At 70.1% G+C, this 15,955-nt stretch carries 15 protein-coding genes; 13 read left to right on the forward strand and 2 right to left on the reverse strand.

The genetic code is table 11. From position 1 onward, the window contains the following. The coding region (locus ACFVVX_RS15775) for a tetratricopeptide repeat protein (protein WP_387945666.1) at positions 1-966 on the forward strand (966 nt) is incomplete at its 5' end. Between the two features lie 175 nt (positions 967-1,141). Further along, positions 1,142-2,617 (forward strand): NF041680 family putative transposase, encoded by a 1,476-nt coding sequence (locus ACFVVX_RS15780; protein WP_387945668.1) that lies wholly within the window; start codon positions 1,142-1,144, stop codon positions 2,615-2,617. 265 nt (positions 2,618-2,882) lie between these two features. Here ACFVVX_RS15780 and ACFVVX_RS15785 read toward each other — a convergent pair whose 3' ends face one another. Then, complete coding sequence (locus tag ACFVVX_RS15785; protein ID WP_387945670.1) at positions 2,883-3,212, reverse strand: helix-turn-helix domain-containing protein; 330 nt, start codon at positions 3,210-3,212, stop codon at positions 2,883-2,885. A 640-nt stretch (positions 3,213-3,852) separates the two neighbouring features. On the opposite strand from ACFVVX_RS15785, the gene ACFVVX_RS15790 reads away from it, so the two are divergent. The 4 genes from ACFVVX_RS15790 (at position 3,853) to ACFVVX_RS15805 (ending at position 8,719) form a co-directional block, all read left to right on the forward strand. Beyond that, complete coding sequence (locus ACFVVX_RS15790; protein WP_387945672.1) at positions 3,853-4,845, forward strand: hypothetical protein; 993 nt, start codon at positions 3,853-3,855, stop codon at positions 4,843-4,845. 1,508 nt (positions 4,846-6,353) lie between these two features. Then, complete coding sequence (locus ACFVVX_RS15795) at positions 6,354-6,890, forward strand: hypothetical protein (RefSeq protein WP_387945832.1); 537 nt, start codon at positions 6,354-6,356, stop codon at positions 6,888-6,890. A 12-nt stretch (positions 6,891-6,902) separates the two neighbouring features. After that, the gene (locus ACFVVX_RS15800) at positions 6,903-8,153 is read left to right on the forward strand and encodes an MAB_1171c family putative transporter (RefSeq protein ID WP_387945674.1); all 1,251 of its coding nucleotides are present in this window, start codon (positions 6,903-6,905) and stop codon (positions 8,151-8,153) included. Beyond that, positions 8,150-8,719: a hypothetical protein gene (locus ACFVVX_RS15805; RefSeq protein ID WP_387945676.1), complete on the forward strand. Its 570-nt coding sequence runs from the start codon at positions 8,150-8,152 to the stop codon at positions 8,717-8,719. Before ACFVVX_RS15800 ends, ACFVVX_RS15805 begins: the two co-directional genes overlap by 4 nt. A gap of 25 nt (positions 8,720-8,744) precedes the next feature. Here ACFVVX_RS15805 and ACFVVX_RS15810 read toward each other — a convergent pair whose 3' ends face one another. Further along, positions 8,745-9,626: a helix-turn-helix domain-containing protein gene (locus ACFVVX_RS15810; RefSeq protein ID WP_387945678.1), complete on the reverse strand. Its 882-nt coding sequence runs from the start codon at positions 9,624-9,626 to the stop codon at positions 8,745-8,747. 349 nt (positions 9,627-9,975) lie between these two features. Here ACFVVX_RS15810 and ACFVVX_RS15815 point away from each other — a divergent pair, with 349 nt between their 5' ends. From ACFVVX_RS15815 to ACFVVX_RS15845, 7 genes are all read left to right on the forward strand, one after another. Next, positions 9,976-10,761 carry an IclR family transcriptional regulator gene (locus tag ACFVVX_RS15815; protein WP_387945680.1) on the forward strand — a complete coding sequence of 262 codons (786 nt, stop codon included), beginning with the start codon at positions 9,976-9,978 and terminating at the stop codon, positions 10,759-10,761. Positions 10,762-11,728: 967 nt separating this feature from the next. Further along, on the forward strand, positions 11,729-11,929 hold the full coding sequence (locus tag ACFVVX_RS15820; protein WP_387945682.1) for a hypothetical protein: 201 nt from the start codon (positions 11,729-11,731) through the stop codon (positions 11,927-11,929). Further along, positions 11,929-12,909 carry a hypothetical protein gene (locus tag ACFVVX_RS15825; RefSeq protein ID WP_387945684.1) on the forward strand — a complete coding sequence of 327 codons (981 nt, stop codon included), beginning with the start codon at positions 11,929-11,931 and terminating at the stop codon, positions 12,907-12,909. Before ACFVVX_RS15820 ends, ACFVVX_RS15825 begins: the two co-directional genes overlap by 1 nt. Next, complete coding sequence (locus ACFVVX_RS15830; RefSeq protein WP_387945686.1) at positions 12,909-13,613, forward strand: ATP-binding protein; 705 nt, start codon at positions 12,909-12,911, stop codon at positions 13,611-13,613. Before ACFVVX_RS15825 ends, ACFVVX_RS15830 begins: the two co-directional genes overlap by 1 nt. A gap of 102 nt (positions 13,614-13,715) precedes the next feature. Then, positions 13,716-14,288 (forward strand): WhiB family transcriptional regulator, encoded by a 573-nt coding sequence (locus ACFVVX_RS15835; protein WP_387945688.1) that lies wholly within the window; start codon positions 13,716-13,718, stop codon positions 14,286-14,288. After that, a complete protein-coding gene (locus tag ACFVVX_RS15840) occupies positions 14,285-15,460 on the forward strand; it encodes a DUF2637 domain-containing protein (RefSeq protein ID WP_387945690.1) in 1,176 nt (391 codons plus the stop codon). The genes ACFVVX_RS15835 and ACFVVX_RS15840 overlap by 4 nt, the downstream gene beginning before the upstream one ends. 53 nt (positions 15,461-15,513) lie before the next feature. Then, a complete protein-coding gene (locus tag ACFVVX_RS15845; protein ID WP_387945692.1) occupies positions 15,514-15,744 on the forward strand; it encodes a hypothetical protein in 231 nt (76 codons plus the stop codon). The last annotated feature ends 211 nt before the right edge of the window (positions 15,745-15,955 follow it).

Here is a 15,955-nt window from a genome sequence, read left to right on the forward strand (position 1 = left end):
ATGGCCCTGGTAACCCTGGCCGAGCGGCGGGAGCGGGCCGGGGACACGCCGGGCGCCGATCGCTACCTCCAGCGGGCCGCGGACGCCGGACACCACATGGCCCTGGTAACCCTGGCCGTACGGCGGGAGCAGGCCGGGGACACGGCGGGCGCGGAACGCTACGCGCAGCGGGCCGCGGACGCCGGAGACACCCGCACCCTGGTGAGCCTGGCCAGGGTGCGGGAGGAGGCCGGGGACACGGCGGGCGCGGAACGGCTGTACCAGCAGGCCGCCGACGCCGGAGACCGCTGGGCCCTGGTGAGCCTGGTCCAGTTGCGGGATGAGGCCGGGGACACCGCGGGCGCGGAACGTTACGGTCAGCGGGCCGAGGACGCCGGACACACCCAGGTCCTGGAGCTCTTGGCCCAGTGGCGGGAGCGGGTCGGGGACACGGCGGGCGCGGAACGCTACGCGCAGCGGGCCGCGGACGCCGGACACACCCTCACCCTGGTGAGCCTGGCCGCGCGGCGGGAGTGGGCCGGGGACATGGTGGGCGCGGAACGGCTGTACCAGCAGGCCGCGGACGCCGGAGACACCGGCAGCCTGGGACGTCTGGCCGCGCGGCTGGGGGCGGGCGCCGATCGCTACCTCCAGCGGGCCGCGGACGCCGGACACACCCATGCCCTGGTGAGGCTGGCCGCGAGGCGGGAGCGGGCCGGGGACATGGTGGGCGCGGAGCGGCTGTACCAGCAGGCCGCGGATGCTGGCCACACCCAGGCCCTGGTGATCCTGGCCGAGCGGCGGGAGCGGGTCGGGGACACGGCGGGCGCGGAGCGGCTGTACCAGCAGGCCGCCGACGCCGGAGACCACTGGGCCCTGGTGACCCTGGCCAGAGTGCGGGAGCGAGCCGGAGACGCGGCAACCGCAGAACGGCTTCGGCGATTCGGTCTGGAGGCCGACGGTTCTCCGGCCCAGCCGTGGGGCTAGCCCCACGGTCGCCTGGCAGAACTTCAAAGATGAGGTTAGCTTGTGATTTATCCAGTGCCCTCGAACAAGCGGACCCGGTGATCACTCGTCCGGGTGTTCCCGGGACAGCGGAACGGCCTTCGCGTGATCCTGAACTCGGCTAAGAGGTACAGGACTTGACGCGAAGGCCGTAGCAATGAGTGTGGTGGAACAGAGCGTGCAGTACGAGCCGTTCGCGGAACTGTCACGCTTCCGGGGGGTCTTCTACGACTGCCTGACCGGACGGCGCGACGCGCTGTTCGAGCTCACCGACGCGGTTCTGTGCACCGACGGCCCGGTGAAGACCCTGGTCGGTCTGGCTCTCGCACCCGAGCACCGGCGCGGCCACGGCGCCCTCTACGGCGCGCTGAACCGGGGCCGCCTGGACGTCGAGCGGCTGCGGGCCGAGCTGTCCGGCCTGCCACTGCCCCGCGCCGCCGACGGCCGCCTGGTGCTCGCGGTGGACGTCTCGCCGTGGCTGCGGCCCGACGCCGACACGAGCGACGCCCGCTCGTTCTGCCACACCTACGGCCGGGGCGACGCCAGGCACCAGATGATCCCGGGCTGGCCCTACTCGTGGGTCGTCGCCCTGGAATCGGGCCGGACCTCGTGGGTCGCCCCGCTGGACGCGGTGCGGCTGCGGCCCGGCGACGACCTCGCCGCGGTCACCGCCGCACAACTGCGGGACCTGGTCGAGCGCCTGGTCGCCGCCAGCCAGTGGCACCCAGGCGAGCCGCCGGTGCTGATCGTGGCCGACGCCGGCTACGACGTGATGCGGCTGGCCTACCTGCTGCGCGACCTGCCCGTGGAGATCCTGGGACGCCTGCGCTCGGACCGGGTGATGCGCCGTCCGGCGCCGACCCGGGAGGAGTTCGCCCAGGCCAACCCGGCCGGCGGGCGGCCGCCCAAGCACGGCAGCGAGTTCATCTTCAAGGACGCCAGGACCTGGGGCGCCCCGGACGCGGAGACGAAGTCCGAGACCACCCGCTACGGCACCGCCCACGCCCAGAGCTGGGACCGGCTCCACCCCGAGCTGCAAGGACGCGCCGCCTGGCGGGACAACCCCGGCCCGCTCCCGGTCATCGAGGGCACCGTCGTCCGGCTCCAGGTCGACCATCTGCCCAGCGGTGGCGACCCCAAGCCGCTGTGGCTGTGGTGGTCACGGCCCACGGCCGGCCCCGCGGAGACCGACCTGGCCTGGCAGGCGTTCCTGCGCAGGTTCGACATCGAGCACTTCTTCAGGATGATCAAGCAGACCCTCGGCTGGACCGCTCCGCGACTGCGGGAGGCCGAGGCTGCGGACCGCTGGACCTGGCTGATCGCCGCCGCCTGCACCCAGCTCCGCCTCGCCCGCTCTCTGACCACCGACCTGCGACGGCCGTGGGAGAAGCCGGCCGAACCGAACAAGCTCACCCCGGCCCGAGTACGCCGCGGGTTCCGACACCTGCACGCCAGAACCTCAACCCCGGCCGGAGTGCCGAAACCCACCCGGCCCGGCCCGGGGCGCCCGCCCGGGTCGAAGAACCGCCGACCCGCGAACCGCTACGACGTGGGCCTGCTCCTGGCCACTGGCGAGTCCTACCGCCGACCGGATCACCACAAGGTCGGCACCAAACCACGCCGCACCGGATAAATCACAAGCTTAAGGACCTCGGGTGTGGCGGGCCGGCAGCGGCACGGTAATCGCCGAGATTACAGGCGTCGATCTGCAGATCCTGCAGGACTTGGCCGCCGTTCTGGGTCGCACCCCGAAGGAGCTGGCGATCGAGCACGCTGCCGCCCCGCTCGAAGAACCAGCGACCCGCCACCCGCTACGACGTTGGCAAAACCGTCTGCCGCCCCATAGCTGTCGGCAGCCACGACAGACTGTAGGTCCCCTGACAAAACGACTGACCGGGCTACGACTCTGTCAACAGTGCACATTTCCGTGCGGATTGACCGCTTTCGCGGCGCGTTTCAAGGTGACGGTGGTGGGAGGTCCACACCTGGTCATGGTCCCAGCCGTGCACGGCCGGCCCCTGCTCCAGGTACTCGGCCAGCTTCTCCCGACATCGCGCCGACAGCTTGCACCGCTGCCCGCCCGGTCCCCGTGACGCCAGCCCCCCGGCCCCGTACTCCCGCCAGGCCTGATGCCACTGGTAGGCCGATTTCGCGGTCACCCGCAGCCTGCGGGCCACCTCCCTCGGCGGGACGCCTTCGTCGAACAACACGGCCGCCTCCAGCCGCACCGACTCGCGGTACTGACGTGCCTTCGGCGTCAGACCACCCCCATCCGCATAGCGCGCAAATGACTGTCAGTCAGCTACACAAACAGGCCGACCACCTCGAAGCGCCGAAGTCAGTATCCGAACCACAGGGGGGAGCAGTCATGCCGGACCGGAGGCCGGGAGCCCCGTTGCGGGGCCGTGAAGACGGTAACGGGGATCCCCAGCGAGAACCGACCGGCGATGTCGACATCGAGCTGGCCGACCACGGACTCGGACGCTCCCGGGGCGGTCTTACGACCAAGGTCCACCTTGCGGTCGAGCAGGGGCGGAAGCCATTGTCCCTGGTCATCACCGCCGGCCACCGCCGTGACAGTCCGCAGTTCCAGACTGTCCTCGACCGCCGTCAGCGTGCCGCGCATCGGCCCGGGCCGCCCACGCACCAAGCCCCGCAGAGTCCGTGCGGACAGGCAGACGGACAGTCCAGCACCGACAGTTCTCGCCACACGCACCGCAACCGCTTGCCCGGGATGTGATCAAGGTCGCTGAACAGGCGCTCGCTTCGGGGTGGATGGTCTGGCTACGTTCCGTGGTCCAACCGAACACAGGTGACCTCGACGGTGCGTCAACACCCCGGGGTCCGGCAACAGGAGCGAACACTCCCTTGCAGGTACACCGTAGCGCCCACACGCGCAACTTCACTGTGCTGCCCAACTCCATCCTCCAGGACCGACAGCTGACCATGGCGGCCCGCGGCCTCCTGGGCGACCTCCTCTCCCGGGAGGAGGGGCGGAAGGAAGACGGGCGCAAGATCGCCGACTCCGGCGTGGACAGCCGCTCCGCGGTCGGCAAAGCGTTGAAGGAGCTGATCGAGGCTGGGTACTACCGGGTCGTGAAGGTCCGGGGAAACGACGGCAAGATCTACTCGGTGGCTCACGTCTACGACGTCCCGTACGCGCCTGGCCTGGAGGCGGCGAGGGTTCTGCTGGACGCGGTGGAGCCGGAAGAACCGCAGGTGGATCCGAGTCTGCCCCATCCAGCGCCCGGTGATCCGGGCTCCGGTGATGCTGGCGTCCCTGTAATAAAGAACCTGGATAAAGAACCCTCCCGCCCTGCCCCCGACTGTGGCGACGAGGGCAACCGCCGGCGCACCGCGCCGCGGGGTCGGCGCCTGAACCCGGAGGGCGGGAGGGTGAGGCCTTCGATCAAGGATCTGGAGGAACCGCTGCGGACGGCGGCCCTGACGCTGTACCGGGTGCTGACGAGCCAGCCGCGCCTGCGGCTCGGCGAGGCGGAGGTGGTCGAGCTGGCGCCACTGGTGGCGCGCTGGCTGGCGGCGGGGTGTGGTCAGGCGGAGCTTGCTGCCGCGTTGCTGCCCGGCCTGCCGTCGGAGATCTTCTCGCCGGTCGCCGTGGTCCGGGACCGCCTGGTGCGCAAGCTGCCTCCCGCGCCGTCGCAGACGCGGTCGGTCTGTGCAGGTCAAGAGCACGAGTGCGCGGACTGTCGGGCGCCGTTGGGCAGGCCGGGGCTGTGTGGGCTGTGCTCGGGCCACTCCGGCCCGGCGCCCACCATCGGCACCGGCGAGCTGTTCGCGGCGGCCGGAGCAGCGCAGGCGAGGGCGGCGCTGCGCGGGTCGCGGAAGTTCGCTGCGGTGTGAGCGCCAGCCCGGACACACCGGCAGCGCGGCAAGGTCAAGACGGAGACCGGAGGGCGGTCAGATCGCTGACGTCCTGGGCGGCGCATACGGGTGTGGTGAATCAGCGGCGCGGGTTTGCCGGCAGGCGCTGGCGGGGAGCACGCCGCAGCGGGTTGGCGGCTCGTTCACCCAGGCCGTCCGGTAGGCGCGCAGGGCCCGTTACTTCGCCGCCCCCCACATTCCGGCGACGGCGTCGACTGCCGTCGTTGTCGCGGAGTATGCGGTCGATGCCGGACCGTGTGTAGGCGGTGGTGCCAGGGGCCTTCACGAGCCAGCAGCGCAGGAGGGCGTGCCTCTCGGTGACGGTGACGCCGGGGCGGGGCCGGACGCAGGTGGCGTCGACCCCGTTGGGGATGACATCCCGGTGGCGGTCGGGGATGTGGAGGACTGCGCGAGGGCGTGGTCCTGTTCTGAGATGACGACGATGTACTCGCTGGCGAGGGCGGGGGTGCGCAGGGTCTGGCTGCGCAACACCAACATGTTGATCATCGTTGGTCGAGATGTGGGGAACGCCACACCGGCACGCAAAAGGAAAGATCGTTCGGCGGCGACGGATCAAGGTTCTCGGAATGACGATCAGTCAGTTGATTGTGGCGTTTCGGGCTATCCGGGTGACGGCGTATCAAATGCCCGCAATCGGGGCTGGCCTGGCAGCTTCCTAGTTGGTTGCTCTACACGCTGGTAGAACTACTCTGCGTTGTCGACGCGCGTAGCTTTGGCTGGGAGGTCCGGGATTTCGGCCTTCCGGGTCTCCAGATTTCGGGGGTGATACTTCTTGTCGGCGGCTGGCATGGTGAGAGGGCCGAACAGCGCAGGGGCTGCCGGCGGTCCACCGCATGAAGGAGTCACTATGTCCCGCTCGGCCCTGGTCATCGGAGGGGGTCGCGGTATCGGCCTGGCCGTCGCCCAGAAGCTCGCTGCGGGCGGGCGTCGTGTCACGGTTGCGTCCCGTGGCGGAGGCGCGGTTGAGGACCTTGCGGTGGCGCCGTGTGATGCGACTACCCCCGTCGGCCAGCGCGCCGGTATGGGGCGCTGACCTCCAGCCAGTCGAGCAGAGCGACGCAGCAGCTCACGGTCCGGGCGGCCCACCCCCGTGCCGCAGCTGTCAGCACCTCGCTGTATACGAACCGCGTAGCCCGATCGCACTGCAGGTCCTCGCACCCTGTCCGCGAGCGGGCCAGCGCCGGGCGCACCCAGCGCGCCCGAAGACCGACGAGACCACTACCCAACCCTCACGAGGACTCGGTGTCTACCCACGAAATCCCGGCGCAACAGCTGCCGGGTCGCACAGCGTCGCAACGGACCACCTCGGGCGCCCCGTGCAGCGATCCACCCGACGAGCACCGAGCGCGGACCCTGTCCCGCGGCCTCGCACACACGCCCGGACTCTGCGGAGGCATCGCCGACGGACGCCGACCGGGCTCGAAAGAGTCTGGGAGGGCGCAGCGGGGAGGCACGTCGTGCTGAACATGCGTCGGCTCCGTCGGGAGTGCGAGCGCAAGCTGTCGGACCTGCCGATCCCGGAGCCGTTCACGATCGATGGCCTCGTCGCCGCCATGGAAGCGGCGAGCGGTCGCACCATCAAGTTGGTCCCGCTCGACGACCGAGGAAGCGACCTGCGTACGGCCTGCGGCCTGCGCATGAGGGCGGGCGGGCTCTCCCTGATCTTCTACCGGCCGAGACCGACGCAGCACCAGACCAACCACGTGAAGCTCCACGAACTGGTACACGAGTGGTTCGATCACGGCGCCAGCCTCGACACGGGCGAACTTCAGCAGCTCTTGCCCGAGCACCTGCGCCAGAGCCTGGTCGAGCGAATGGACCGCGGCGCCGTCGTCCAGGCCCGCGCACGCTATGACACCCGTGAGGAGCGCGAGGCGGAGCTGAGCGCGTCGCTCATCAAGCTCATCGTCCAGCGCCAGCTCCCCACGGGGGGCGACATGGTCAGCCTCCTGGAGAGCACCCTGTCCCACCCCGTGGCCGCGCCCCGCCGCGGCCAGAGATAAGAAGGAAGACCCGTGCTTGCACTCGCTGCGTACACCGCCGCGACCACGATGACCGCAGTCGCCGTCTGGAGGTTGCCCGCGGTCCTCTACGGGGACGCGCACAGGCGCGCCTTGTGGGGCTGCTACATGGGTTTCGCGCTGGCCCTGTGGCTCAAGAGCCCCGGCGTGATCAGCCTGATGAACAACCAGCCGATCAACGACCTCTCGGTCCTGCTCAAGCACTACGTGTCCACCGGGGCCATCCTGGCGATCTTGACGTTCGTCGTCGCGTCCTACGGCAGGACCGACCAGGTTGTCATCCCGCGCCACGTCGCGGTTGCACGCTGGATCGAGCGGGTCGCCTGGAAAGCGGCGATCGGCATGCTGGCGCTGATGACGCTGCTCTTCTTCACCGTGGTGGACCGCGCCCGGCCGAGCACGGACTTCGTGCCGGATCACGCCGGCCAGTGGGGCGCGATCCTCTACGAAACGGTCTTCTACGTGTACCTGGGTGCCGCCTCGGCCGTCACCTGTTACCAGTGGACCAGCGCGATGCGTCGCGCCGAAACCCGCCTCCTGCGCGTCGGGCTTGGACTGATGGCCATCGCTATGGCGATCGGCGTGGCCTACGTCGCGATCCGGACGGCCTTCATGTGGGTCACGCTCTTCGACCCGCTCGACGAGGACTTCAACCATGTGCTGGGCGTCTACACCCAGTACATGCAGATCCTGCTGTTCATGATCTTCGCTGTGGGTGCGAGCATCCCCACGTCCTCTGCGGTTGCCTCCCGATGGAGGTCCTGGCGAGCGCTGTGGAACCTCTACCCGCTGTGGCACGACCTGGTCACCGCCTTCCCCGACATCCCGTTCCAGAAGCCGCGGAGCCGCTGGCGCGAGGTCCTGCGCACCGACTCGCCGATGGACGTGCGGCTGGACCGGTGGACCCAGGACATCGCGGACGTGGCCGAGCAGCTGCGCCATCATGCCGCTCCTGTCCTGTTCCCGGTGATCGAGGAAGCCGTGGATTCGGGCGCGGACCCGCTGGCAGCGGCCGAGGCCCTGTGGATCAAGGCCGCGTTGGCGGACGTCCGCGAGGGTCACCGCCGTGACGTGCCGGCACCGGCGCTGCCCAGCAAGCCGATCTCGGACACGCCCGCGGAAGTCTCTTGGCTGCTGCGGGTGGAAAAGGCGTACGCCGCCGCGACCGACCTCCAGATCCGCGAACTGCGCGAGGGTGCCCAGATTGCGGAACTCGCGATGGAGATGGGGGAGCTGGCGCTGTGAGCACCACCACCATTGCCCGAACCGTGACCGACGTCCTTCAGCCGCGCAACGCGCTGCTGGCCGGGCTTACCTGCCTGGGCGTCGCTGCCGCCGGCAGCTGGACCGGCATCGGCTGGGGCCTGTTGGCCGCGCTGTGCGCTGGCATCATCCCGGCGACCTACATCGAATGGGAGCGAAAGAGGGGGACATGGGGAGACCGGCACGTGGTCGACCGGACCAAACGGGCACCCATCTTCTTCGTCATCCTCGGCTCGATCGGATTCGGCACCGTAGTGATGGTCCTCGGCCACGCGCCGCGCGACATCCTTGTGGCCATGATCGCCCTGTGGGTGATGACCGTGGGTCTGCTCGGAATCAACACGGCCTGGAAGATCTCCGTGGACAGTGCGGTCGCCTGTGCGGTAGTCACCATGCTGGCGGTCGTGCACTCGCCCTGGTGGATCGCCGCGTATCCGCTGGTCATTGCCGTGTGCTGGTCGAGAGTGGCGCTGACCTACCACTCCGTTGCGCAGACCGCGGCGGGTGCGGCCCTGGGCGCCGCCACCGCCTCTGCCTGGTTCTGCTGACGACAGACCGAAGCGGGCTCCCGGATCAGCGCCGGGGGCCCGCTTGCTGCTGTACCTCCGCCACAAGCGCGCTGATCTTGGCGAGCACCGCCGGGTCGAGACCACCATCCGCGCCGCGGGCCGCCAGAGCAAAATCGTCGCTGCTGCCACGCAAGGCCAGCAGGCTGATGGCGTCCACGACCTGGCGCTCCAACTCCTCGTCGCTCTGGAAGAACAACGCCGTGACCCCGAAGAACGCGGCCAGGCCCTCCAGGACGACGCCGGCCGCAAGCCCGGCGAGCACCTCGGAGGGCGGGGGAGTGCCCGTACGCAGCGCCTCCACGGCGCCGGCGGAGACGACGTCGACGCCGGCGTGGGCGTTGACGGCCGCGGCGATCTGGGCATCCGTCGGCCGACCGCTCGGGAAGGTCGTGTCCAGCAGGTACGTGATCTTCTCCGCGAGCGTCCGCGGGGCCGACGGCGGGCCGGCCGCAACCGCAGGGGTGACGCCGAACGACCGGTCCTGCGCCGTCAGGAGCTGCTCCCTGGTCACGCCGTACGCCTCGGCAAGGCGCGGGACGAAGGCCTCCGCAAGCCGCCGGACCCCGCGCTCGGCGTTGCTGACGGGAATGTGCGATTTGGTGCCGATCAGCTCCCCGGTCCTCTTCTGCGGATAGCCGGCGTCACACCGTAGGTCCGCCAGATCCGGCTCGCCGTCGCGGGGCCACAATGCGTCCAGCGGCTCGCTGAGTGCCCTCGCGATGCCGGGCAGCCGCTCCGGTTCGGGGAACGTCGAACCACTCTCCCACTTCGCCACCGTGGGCTGCTCTACCCCGACGCCCTCGGCACGGCCCAGGGCCTCCTGTGAGAGGTCGCGGGCTCTACGGGCGAGGCGGAGCACCTGGCCGTCGAACTGGCGAGCGGACATCCGGGGCAACTCCTGTAACAAACGGTGATCATGAACTCTAGGCGACAGTCTAGCCCAATGGATAGCACTAGGAATGTTGTATGCTTCTTGCTATCAAGGGTCGGTCGCCCGTTGGCTGGCCGCGCGCCCTTGCCGTATCAATCTCCTGCCGGGCCCTGGGCCTGGCCCTGCCCTGCCGGGCCTGGCGTTCACCTGCCACGACGGTCCGGCGTCACCCTTGGAGGCACAGGTGAGTGTGGCGCCGCTGGCTGCCGACGGGCCGTTCCGTCATGATTCCCGCTACCGGAGTATCGCACAGGATTCGATAGCGGCAGGCATGGCGCCGGGGCGGGGCGCGGCTGGGGCTCGCGTGGCCGTCGCGACCTCGCACACGCGGGTCTTCGCCCTCCAGGAGGCCTTCACGCAGCTCCACGGCGGCGACCAGAGCGTGCTCGACCTGTCGAGTGCCACCGGGATGCCGGATTCGACCGTCCACCGCATCCTCCAGTCGGGCGTGCCCGGTGGGGCCATCGACCAGATCTGCCGCGGCAAGTACCGGCCCGGGCCCACCCTGGTCAAGGTCGCCCTCCACGCCATGGCGCATGCGCCAGGGGCGGCCCCGACCCAGAGACTCCTGGCAGACCTCCACGAGCGGACCGGCGGTGCGGCCCTTCTCTTCTGCCTCACCCCGTTCGGTGGCCTGCGACGGCTGTGCACCGACTACGCCTGGGGGGACCTCGACCCCGGTTCACTTGGCGTCTTCGCGCAGCCGCTGGTCACGCACTCCCGCTCCCTGCGCACCGGTGCGAGCGGGCGGGTGATCCTGGCCCACCTGCCCGAGCCGCTGCAATCGCTCGTCTTCAGCGAGGAGGTGCCCGCGGATGCCGCGCCTGGCGCCATCCGGGACAACTCGGCCCTTGCCGAGACGCTTGTCGAGATCCGGTGCAGCGGGTACGCCGTCGCCAGGGAAGAAGTGGTGCCAGGGTGGGACGCCATCGCAGCCCCCGTCATGTGGGGAGACGTGGCCATCGGTTCCGTAGTGCTGGCACTGCCGACGAGCGACATGCCAGCCAACGTGAGCGACCTGGCCGAACATGCATGCCGTACGGCCCGGGCACTGAGCGAGCACACTGCGGTACAGGCCCCCAGGGCGTGAGCGTCACTGTCGGCCGCGGTGTTCCCTGCCCGCGGCCGGCGCCTGCTGGGCGCACCCCCGCAGCCGGAGATCCGGGACCTCTACCCGGCCACCCCTCTTGCTCCCATGATCCCGCTCACTGATCCGCGGTGACCATGCCCACGGGGACTTCGCCAGCCATGCGGCTGCTTCCCGAGGCTCGGCCGATCGAAGTATCCCGAATTTCACTGCCCGACCCATTTTGAACACAGAGGAATGAAAGCAGGCGCAACCTCGGCCGGGTAGTTTCAGAACTATCCCGGCAATGAGGTCATGCTCCTTGGCAGGCGCATTTCCAAGCGCCTGTCTGGGGGCATTTTGGCCTCCAGAAGCTCGGAGGTCCCTCCGCGGCTCTCTCTGTCCTGAATGCTCCGACCAGTGATGGAGCGGTTCATGCCCCGACCGGGGCGATCGTCGATCACGCCCGCCCGCGAAGTCGTCAGCCGCTTCCCGCGTCGCGGGAAACGGCTTCGAAAGAGTCTCGACCATTTCCCGCCTGGCGGGAAATCTGATTTCTATTCGCATAGATCCCGCGAATTCGTTGACGCGTATCCATGGGTAAACGTAGAGTGATTGCTGCGCCCAGAGATGCAGCGATGCTGTCGATTGCAAGGCGATCTGTTGGTCGCGCAAAGCACATGGCGTCTGGAGGCGGGAACCCCCGGACGCACGAGCGCCCGGAGCGGGAACTCCGGGCGCCTGTCGTAACACCGTGTGAGTCGTTCGACACAACCCGCAGGCGGCCTGTCTTTGGACGAGCCCGGCCAGCCTGATACCACACAGGAAGTAGTGAACCATGCTTGCGCTTCTGCGTACAGGCGGAACGGTCCAAGACCGACCCACCGCGCACTGCCCCGGCACCCCGGTCCGGGTGCCGGAAGGCACCCTGAGCGCCGTCACGGACAGTCTCCGCCGGGTCGCCCCGAACGCCGACATCGTGCGGATCTCCGTGTCCGAGCCTCACGGTCTGTGGTTGGCCCGCGCCTACGGTCGTGCCAACGAGTCCATCGGCCTGCCGCTCGCGGTCGAGGAGGCGGTGGCTTGCTGGGTCGCCCGCGGCCTGCCCGCTCTGGACTGGCGCCACCAGCACGACCTCGACCTCGCCACCGGAACCGTGGTTCTGGCAGGCGCCCTCGCGAAGGCGGCGTGATGGCCACCCACGACGGGCGCATCCGCACCCACAAGCCCGAGATGTCCCGGGACGCCAAACTCGCCGAGGTCTCGCTGAGCGCCGAGCGAACCTTCATCTACCTCCTCAACTACGTCGACGACCGTGGCCGGCACCTTGACGACACAGGGATCGTCCGCGGGCTCATCTGGAAGCGGAAGCCGTCCTGGGACGGGGGAGTCCACACCTCCGAGCGCGTCGAGGACGATCTGCGCCAGCTCACCGACGTCGGTCTGATCTGCCGCTACCTCAACCCGGCCGACGACGGCGAGGAACTGCTGCACGTCGTCAACTTCAACAAGCACCAGAAGATCGACCGGCCCAGCCAGAGCAGGCTGGCACTCTGCCCGCTCCACCAGACCCAGGAAGCCACGCTCGACGCGCCGGCACCCAACAACCGGACCCGCAAGAAGGCGGCCACCACCGACCACGCCGCCGAGCTCCTCCCCACCCAGGGCACCAGCACCGGGCACCAGGACACGGCCGAACAGAACGCCCCCGAGCAGCCACCGTACGGTTCGACGAACCCCTCGAGGACACCCTCCGCGAACGGATCCAGGATCACGGATCCTGGATCACCCCCTCCGGGGGGCGGCTGCGCCGCGCCCACTGAGGTCTCCGAGTTGGAGGAACCGGGCGCCGAGCGCGTCGCGTCGATGCACCCGCACACCACAGGTGCCAACGCCTTGGTCGCCGAGTACGTCCGCACGTGCCCGCAGCCACCCAGCCAGCGCTTCCGCGGACACCTCGGGCGCGAGGTCCAGCAGCTCCTTGCCTCCGGGTACAGCCAGGAAAAGGTCCGGGCGGGCCTGCGGCTGCTGGCCACCAAGCCCATGAACCCCTCAGCCCTGGAGGGCTTCGTCCAGGAGGCGCTCACCCCCGGACGCGCCCGCACCAACACGCCGTACCGGGCGTGGACCAACCCGTCCGCCGGGGCCTCCGCGTACACCGGGGAGCTGTAATGGCTGGCCGCTACCGCGAACCACGCCGCGCCGGCGCCGGCCTGCAGGGCATCGTCGACCGCTTCGCCCGCCTCGGCGTCGACCCCGCCGTGATCGGCGTCCCTGAACGCCTCGTCGCACCACAGCCCAACCGGGACGCCCTGGAGCTGGCCGCCTCGCGGATTCCTCCCCGCTTTCAGGCTGCCGTAGCTGACGACCTGCAGGTTCTCGCCTGGGTCGAGCACGTCAAGCTGGCCGCCCGACGCGGTCCCGAAGGGCAGCTGGGCATCGCCCGTGCCTCCTCGCTGCTGCTGCTAGGCGAGACCGGCACCGGCAAGACCCACCAGGCCTACGGCGCGATCAGGTCCCTGCTCGGAGCCGGTGTCCGGCTGCGCTGGCAGGCGGTCACCTCGGTCAGCCTGCACGGCATGATGCGTCCGCGCCCCGGCGCGGACGCCGAGCGAGAGATGCGGGACCTGGAGCGCACCCCGCTGCTGCTGGTGGACGACCTCGGCGCTGGCCGAGCCTCGGAGTTCACCGAGGAGACGACCTACCGGTTGATCAATCACCGGTACGAGCAGCAGCTGCCGACGATCATCACGAGCAACATCACCCCGGCCGAACTGGCCGCCCTGCTCGGCGACCGCACGGCCAGCCGCCTGCGCCAGATGTGTCACAAGGCCGTCCTCGCCGGACCCGACCGGCGACGCGCCCCCCTCTTCTGATCCCTGTACACCCAGCGCTCCCGCGCGAGGCCGGCTGAGCCGCCCCCGGGATCCGCCCTGCCCGCGCGCTGATCTGGTGGCGCGACCGGAGACCTGCCCCGAATGAACACGACCACCGCCGTTGCGGCCGACCTCGACGCGGCCTACACCGTCCCGGACCGCCCGGACCCCCGCTGGCGCCTGAAGGCCGAGTGCGCCGACATCCCCAACCCCGACATCTTCTTCGCCCCGCCCCGTGTCGCCGGGCACCGCCAGGCCCTCGCCCTGTGCCAGCAGTGCTCGGTCAGCAGAGAGTGCCTCCAGGACGCCGTCGAGTGCGGCGTGCGCGACGGCATCCGCGGAGGCCACACGGAAGACCAGCTCGACGAGATCGTCACCTACCGCGAGGACCGCCGACTCGACCTCGACCGTGTACGCACCACCCTGACCAGCACCCAGCGCCCGCGCCTGTCCGAACGCGAGAAGCGCGCCGTCGTCCGCGTCGCCATCGAGGCCGGCATTCCGCTCGCCGTCTGGTCCGAAGCACTGGGCATCGGCTACAAGGCCGCGGCCAAGCGCCGCAGCCGGGCCAACACGCAAATGACGAGCATCCCCGCCTCGATGCGCCACCAGGAGATCGCGCTGTCGAAGGAACTGCGCGGATCCTCCACGACGCGCCTGGCGGTAGCCGCGTGATCAACCGCCGACCCCGGGTATCCCCCTGGGACATCGCGGCGATCGGCGTGCTCGGCACCTTCGGATTCGCCCTCTCCTACGACGCCCTCCAGCAGATGGCACAGGCGATCCATGTCCGGGGACAGCTCTCCTACCTGTTCCCGGTCGTCGTCGACGGTTTCATCGGCTACGGCGTGCGCGCGCTGGTCATTCTGCGGGAAGCACCCTGGACGGCCCGCGCATACACCTGGGCGCTGTTCTCCAGCGCGACCGGCACCAGCGTGTGGGCCAACGCCGTCCACGCCATCCGCCTGAACCAACAGGCAGCCGTACAAGCGGACAGCCTGCAGCTCGGCGACACCGCCGTCGGAGCCCTGAGTACCATCGCGCCACTCGCGCTGGCCGGCGCCGTCCACCTCGGGATCATCGTCACGCGCCACGGCACCACCACGCCCGAACCCGCAGACCAACCCACCCCGTCGGCTGCAGCAGGCCCCACCGCCGGGACGGGCACCAACCCGGCCTTCGCGCCGACGGACCACCTCGACACCTCAGCCAGCACACGGCCGCAGGCCGTCACCCGTACCGCCCGAGCGGAACTGGAGTCCGCGCCCGAATCGACGCCGGCGCCGCGGCCCGCTGAGGACAAACTCCGCGCGCACCGCAAGGGCACACGGCTGCGCGAGCGCATAGCGACACGGATCCGCCGACGCATCGACCGCGGTGGTTCGGGTGTGGACGGTTCGGCTTCTCGGTCCGGTGGTTCGGGTGAGGGCGGTCCGGGCTCTCGGTCCGGTGGTTCGGGTGTGGACGGTCCGGCTTCTCGGTCCGGTGGTTCGGGTGTGGACGGTCCGGGCTCTCGGTCCGGTGGTTCGGGTGTGGACGGTCCGGGCTCTCGGTCCGGTGGTTCGGGTGTGGACGGTCCGGGCTCTCGGTCCGGCGGTTCGGGTGTGGACGGTCCGGGCTCTCGGTCCGGCGGTTCGGGTGTGGACGGTCCGGGCTCTCGGTCCGGCGGTTCCGACTCGGAGGAGATGTTGCGGATCGGCCGTGAAGCCGCAGCGAAGGCCGGACGCATCACCCGCGCAGTCGTGGCCACCGCCATACGCGAGAGCGGGCTGCCCGTGTCCAACCAGGTGGCCGGCGAACTCGTCCAGCTGCTGCGCAGCGATAACCCCCCGCCGCCGCATCGGTGACCGTGGACCCCACAGCCTCATCGACCCCCACCCCAACCCCCTGGAGACACTCTATGAACAACGCCGTTTTCGCCGACACCGACCTCGTCGGCGACTTCTTGACCGTCCTCGCCAGCCGCGGCCACATCCACAGCGCCACGCTGGCGGGCGACGGCCGCTGGACCGTCCGCCGTACGGCCAACAGCCAGGCCCAGTCCCTCACCAGCGACCAGGTGGAGGAGCTGGTGATGGACCACCTGGTCGTCGCGTTCGCCGCACGGGGCCTGGCCAACGACGACTTCTAGCCGCCCCGGTCACGGTCTCCACCACGAGCCGACACCGCGGTCCCACCATCAACCGCGCCCCGTCCCCGACGGGTTGCCACCTACGGCGGAGCGAGCTAGTGCCGTGGGGGGGGGCGGCGGGGGGGGGGGGGGGCGCGCCCCCCCCCCCCCGCGCCCGGCGGGCGGCCCGCGCGGGGCGGGTGGGGGGCGCCGAGCAAACAATAACACCAAA

The organism is Kitasatospora sp. NPDC058170 (assembly GCF_042883905.1).
Lineage (GTDB): Bacteria > Actinomycetota > Actinomycetes > Streptomycetales > Streptomycetaceae > Kitasatospora.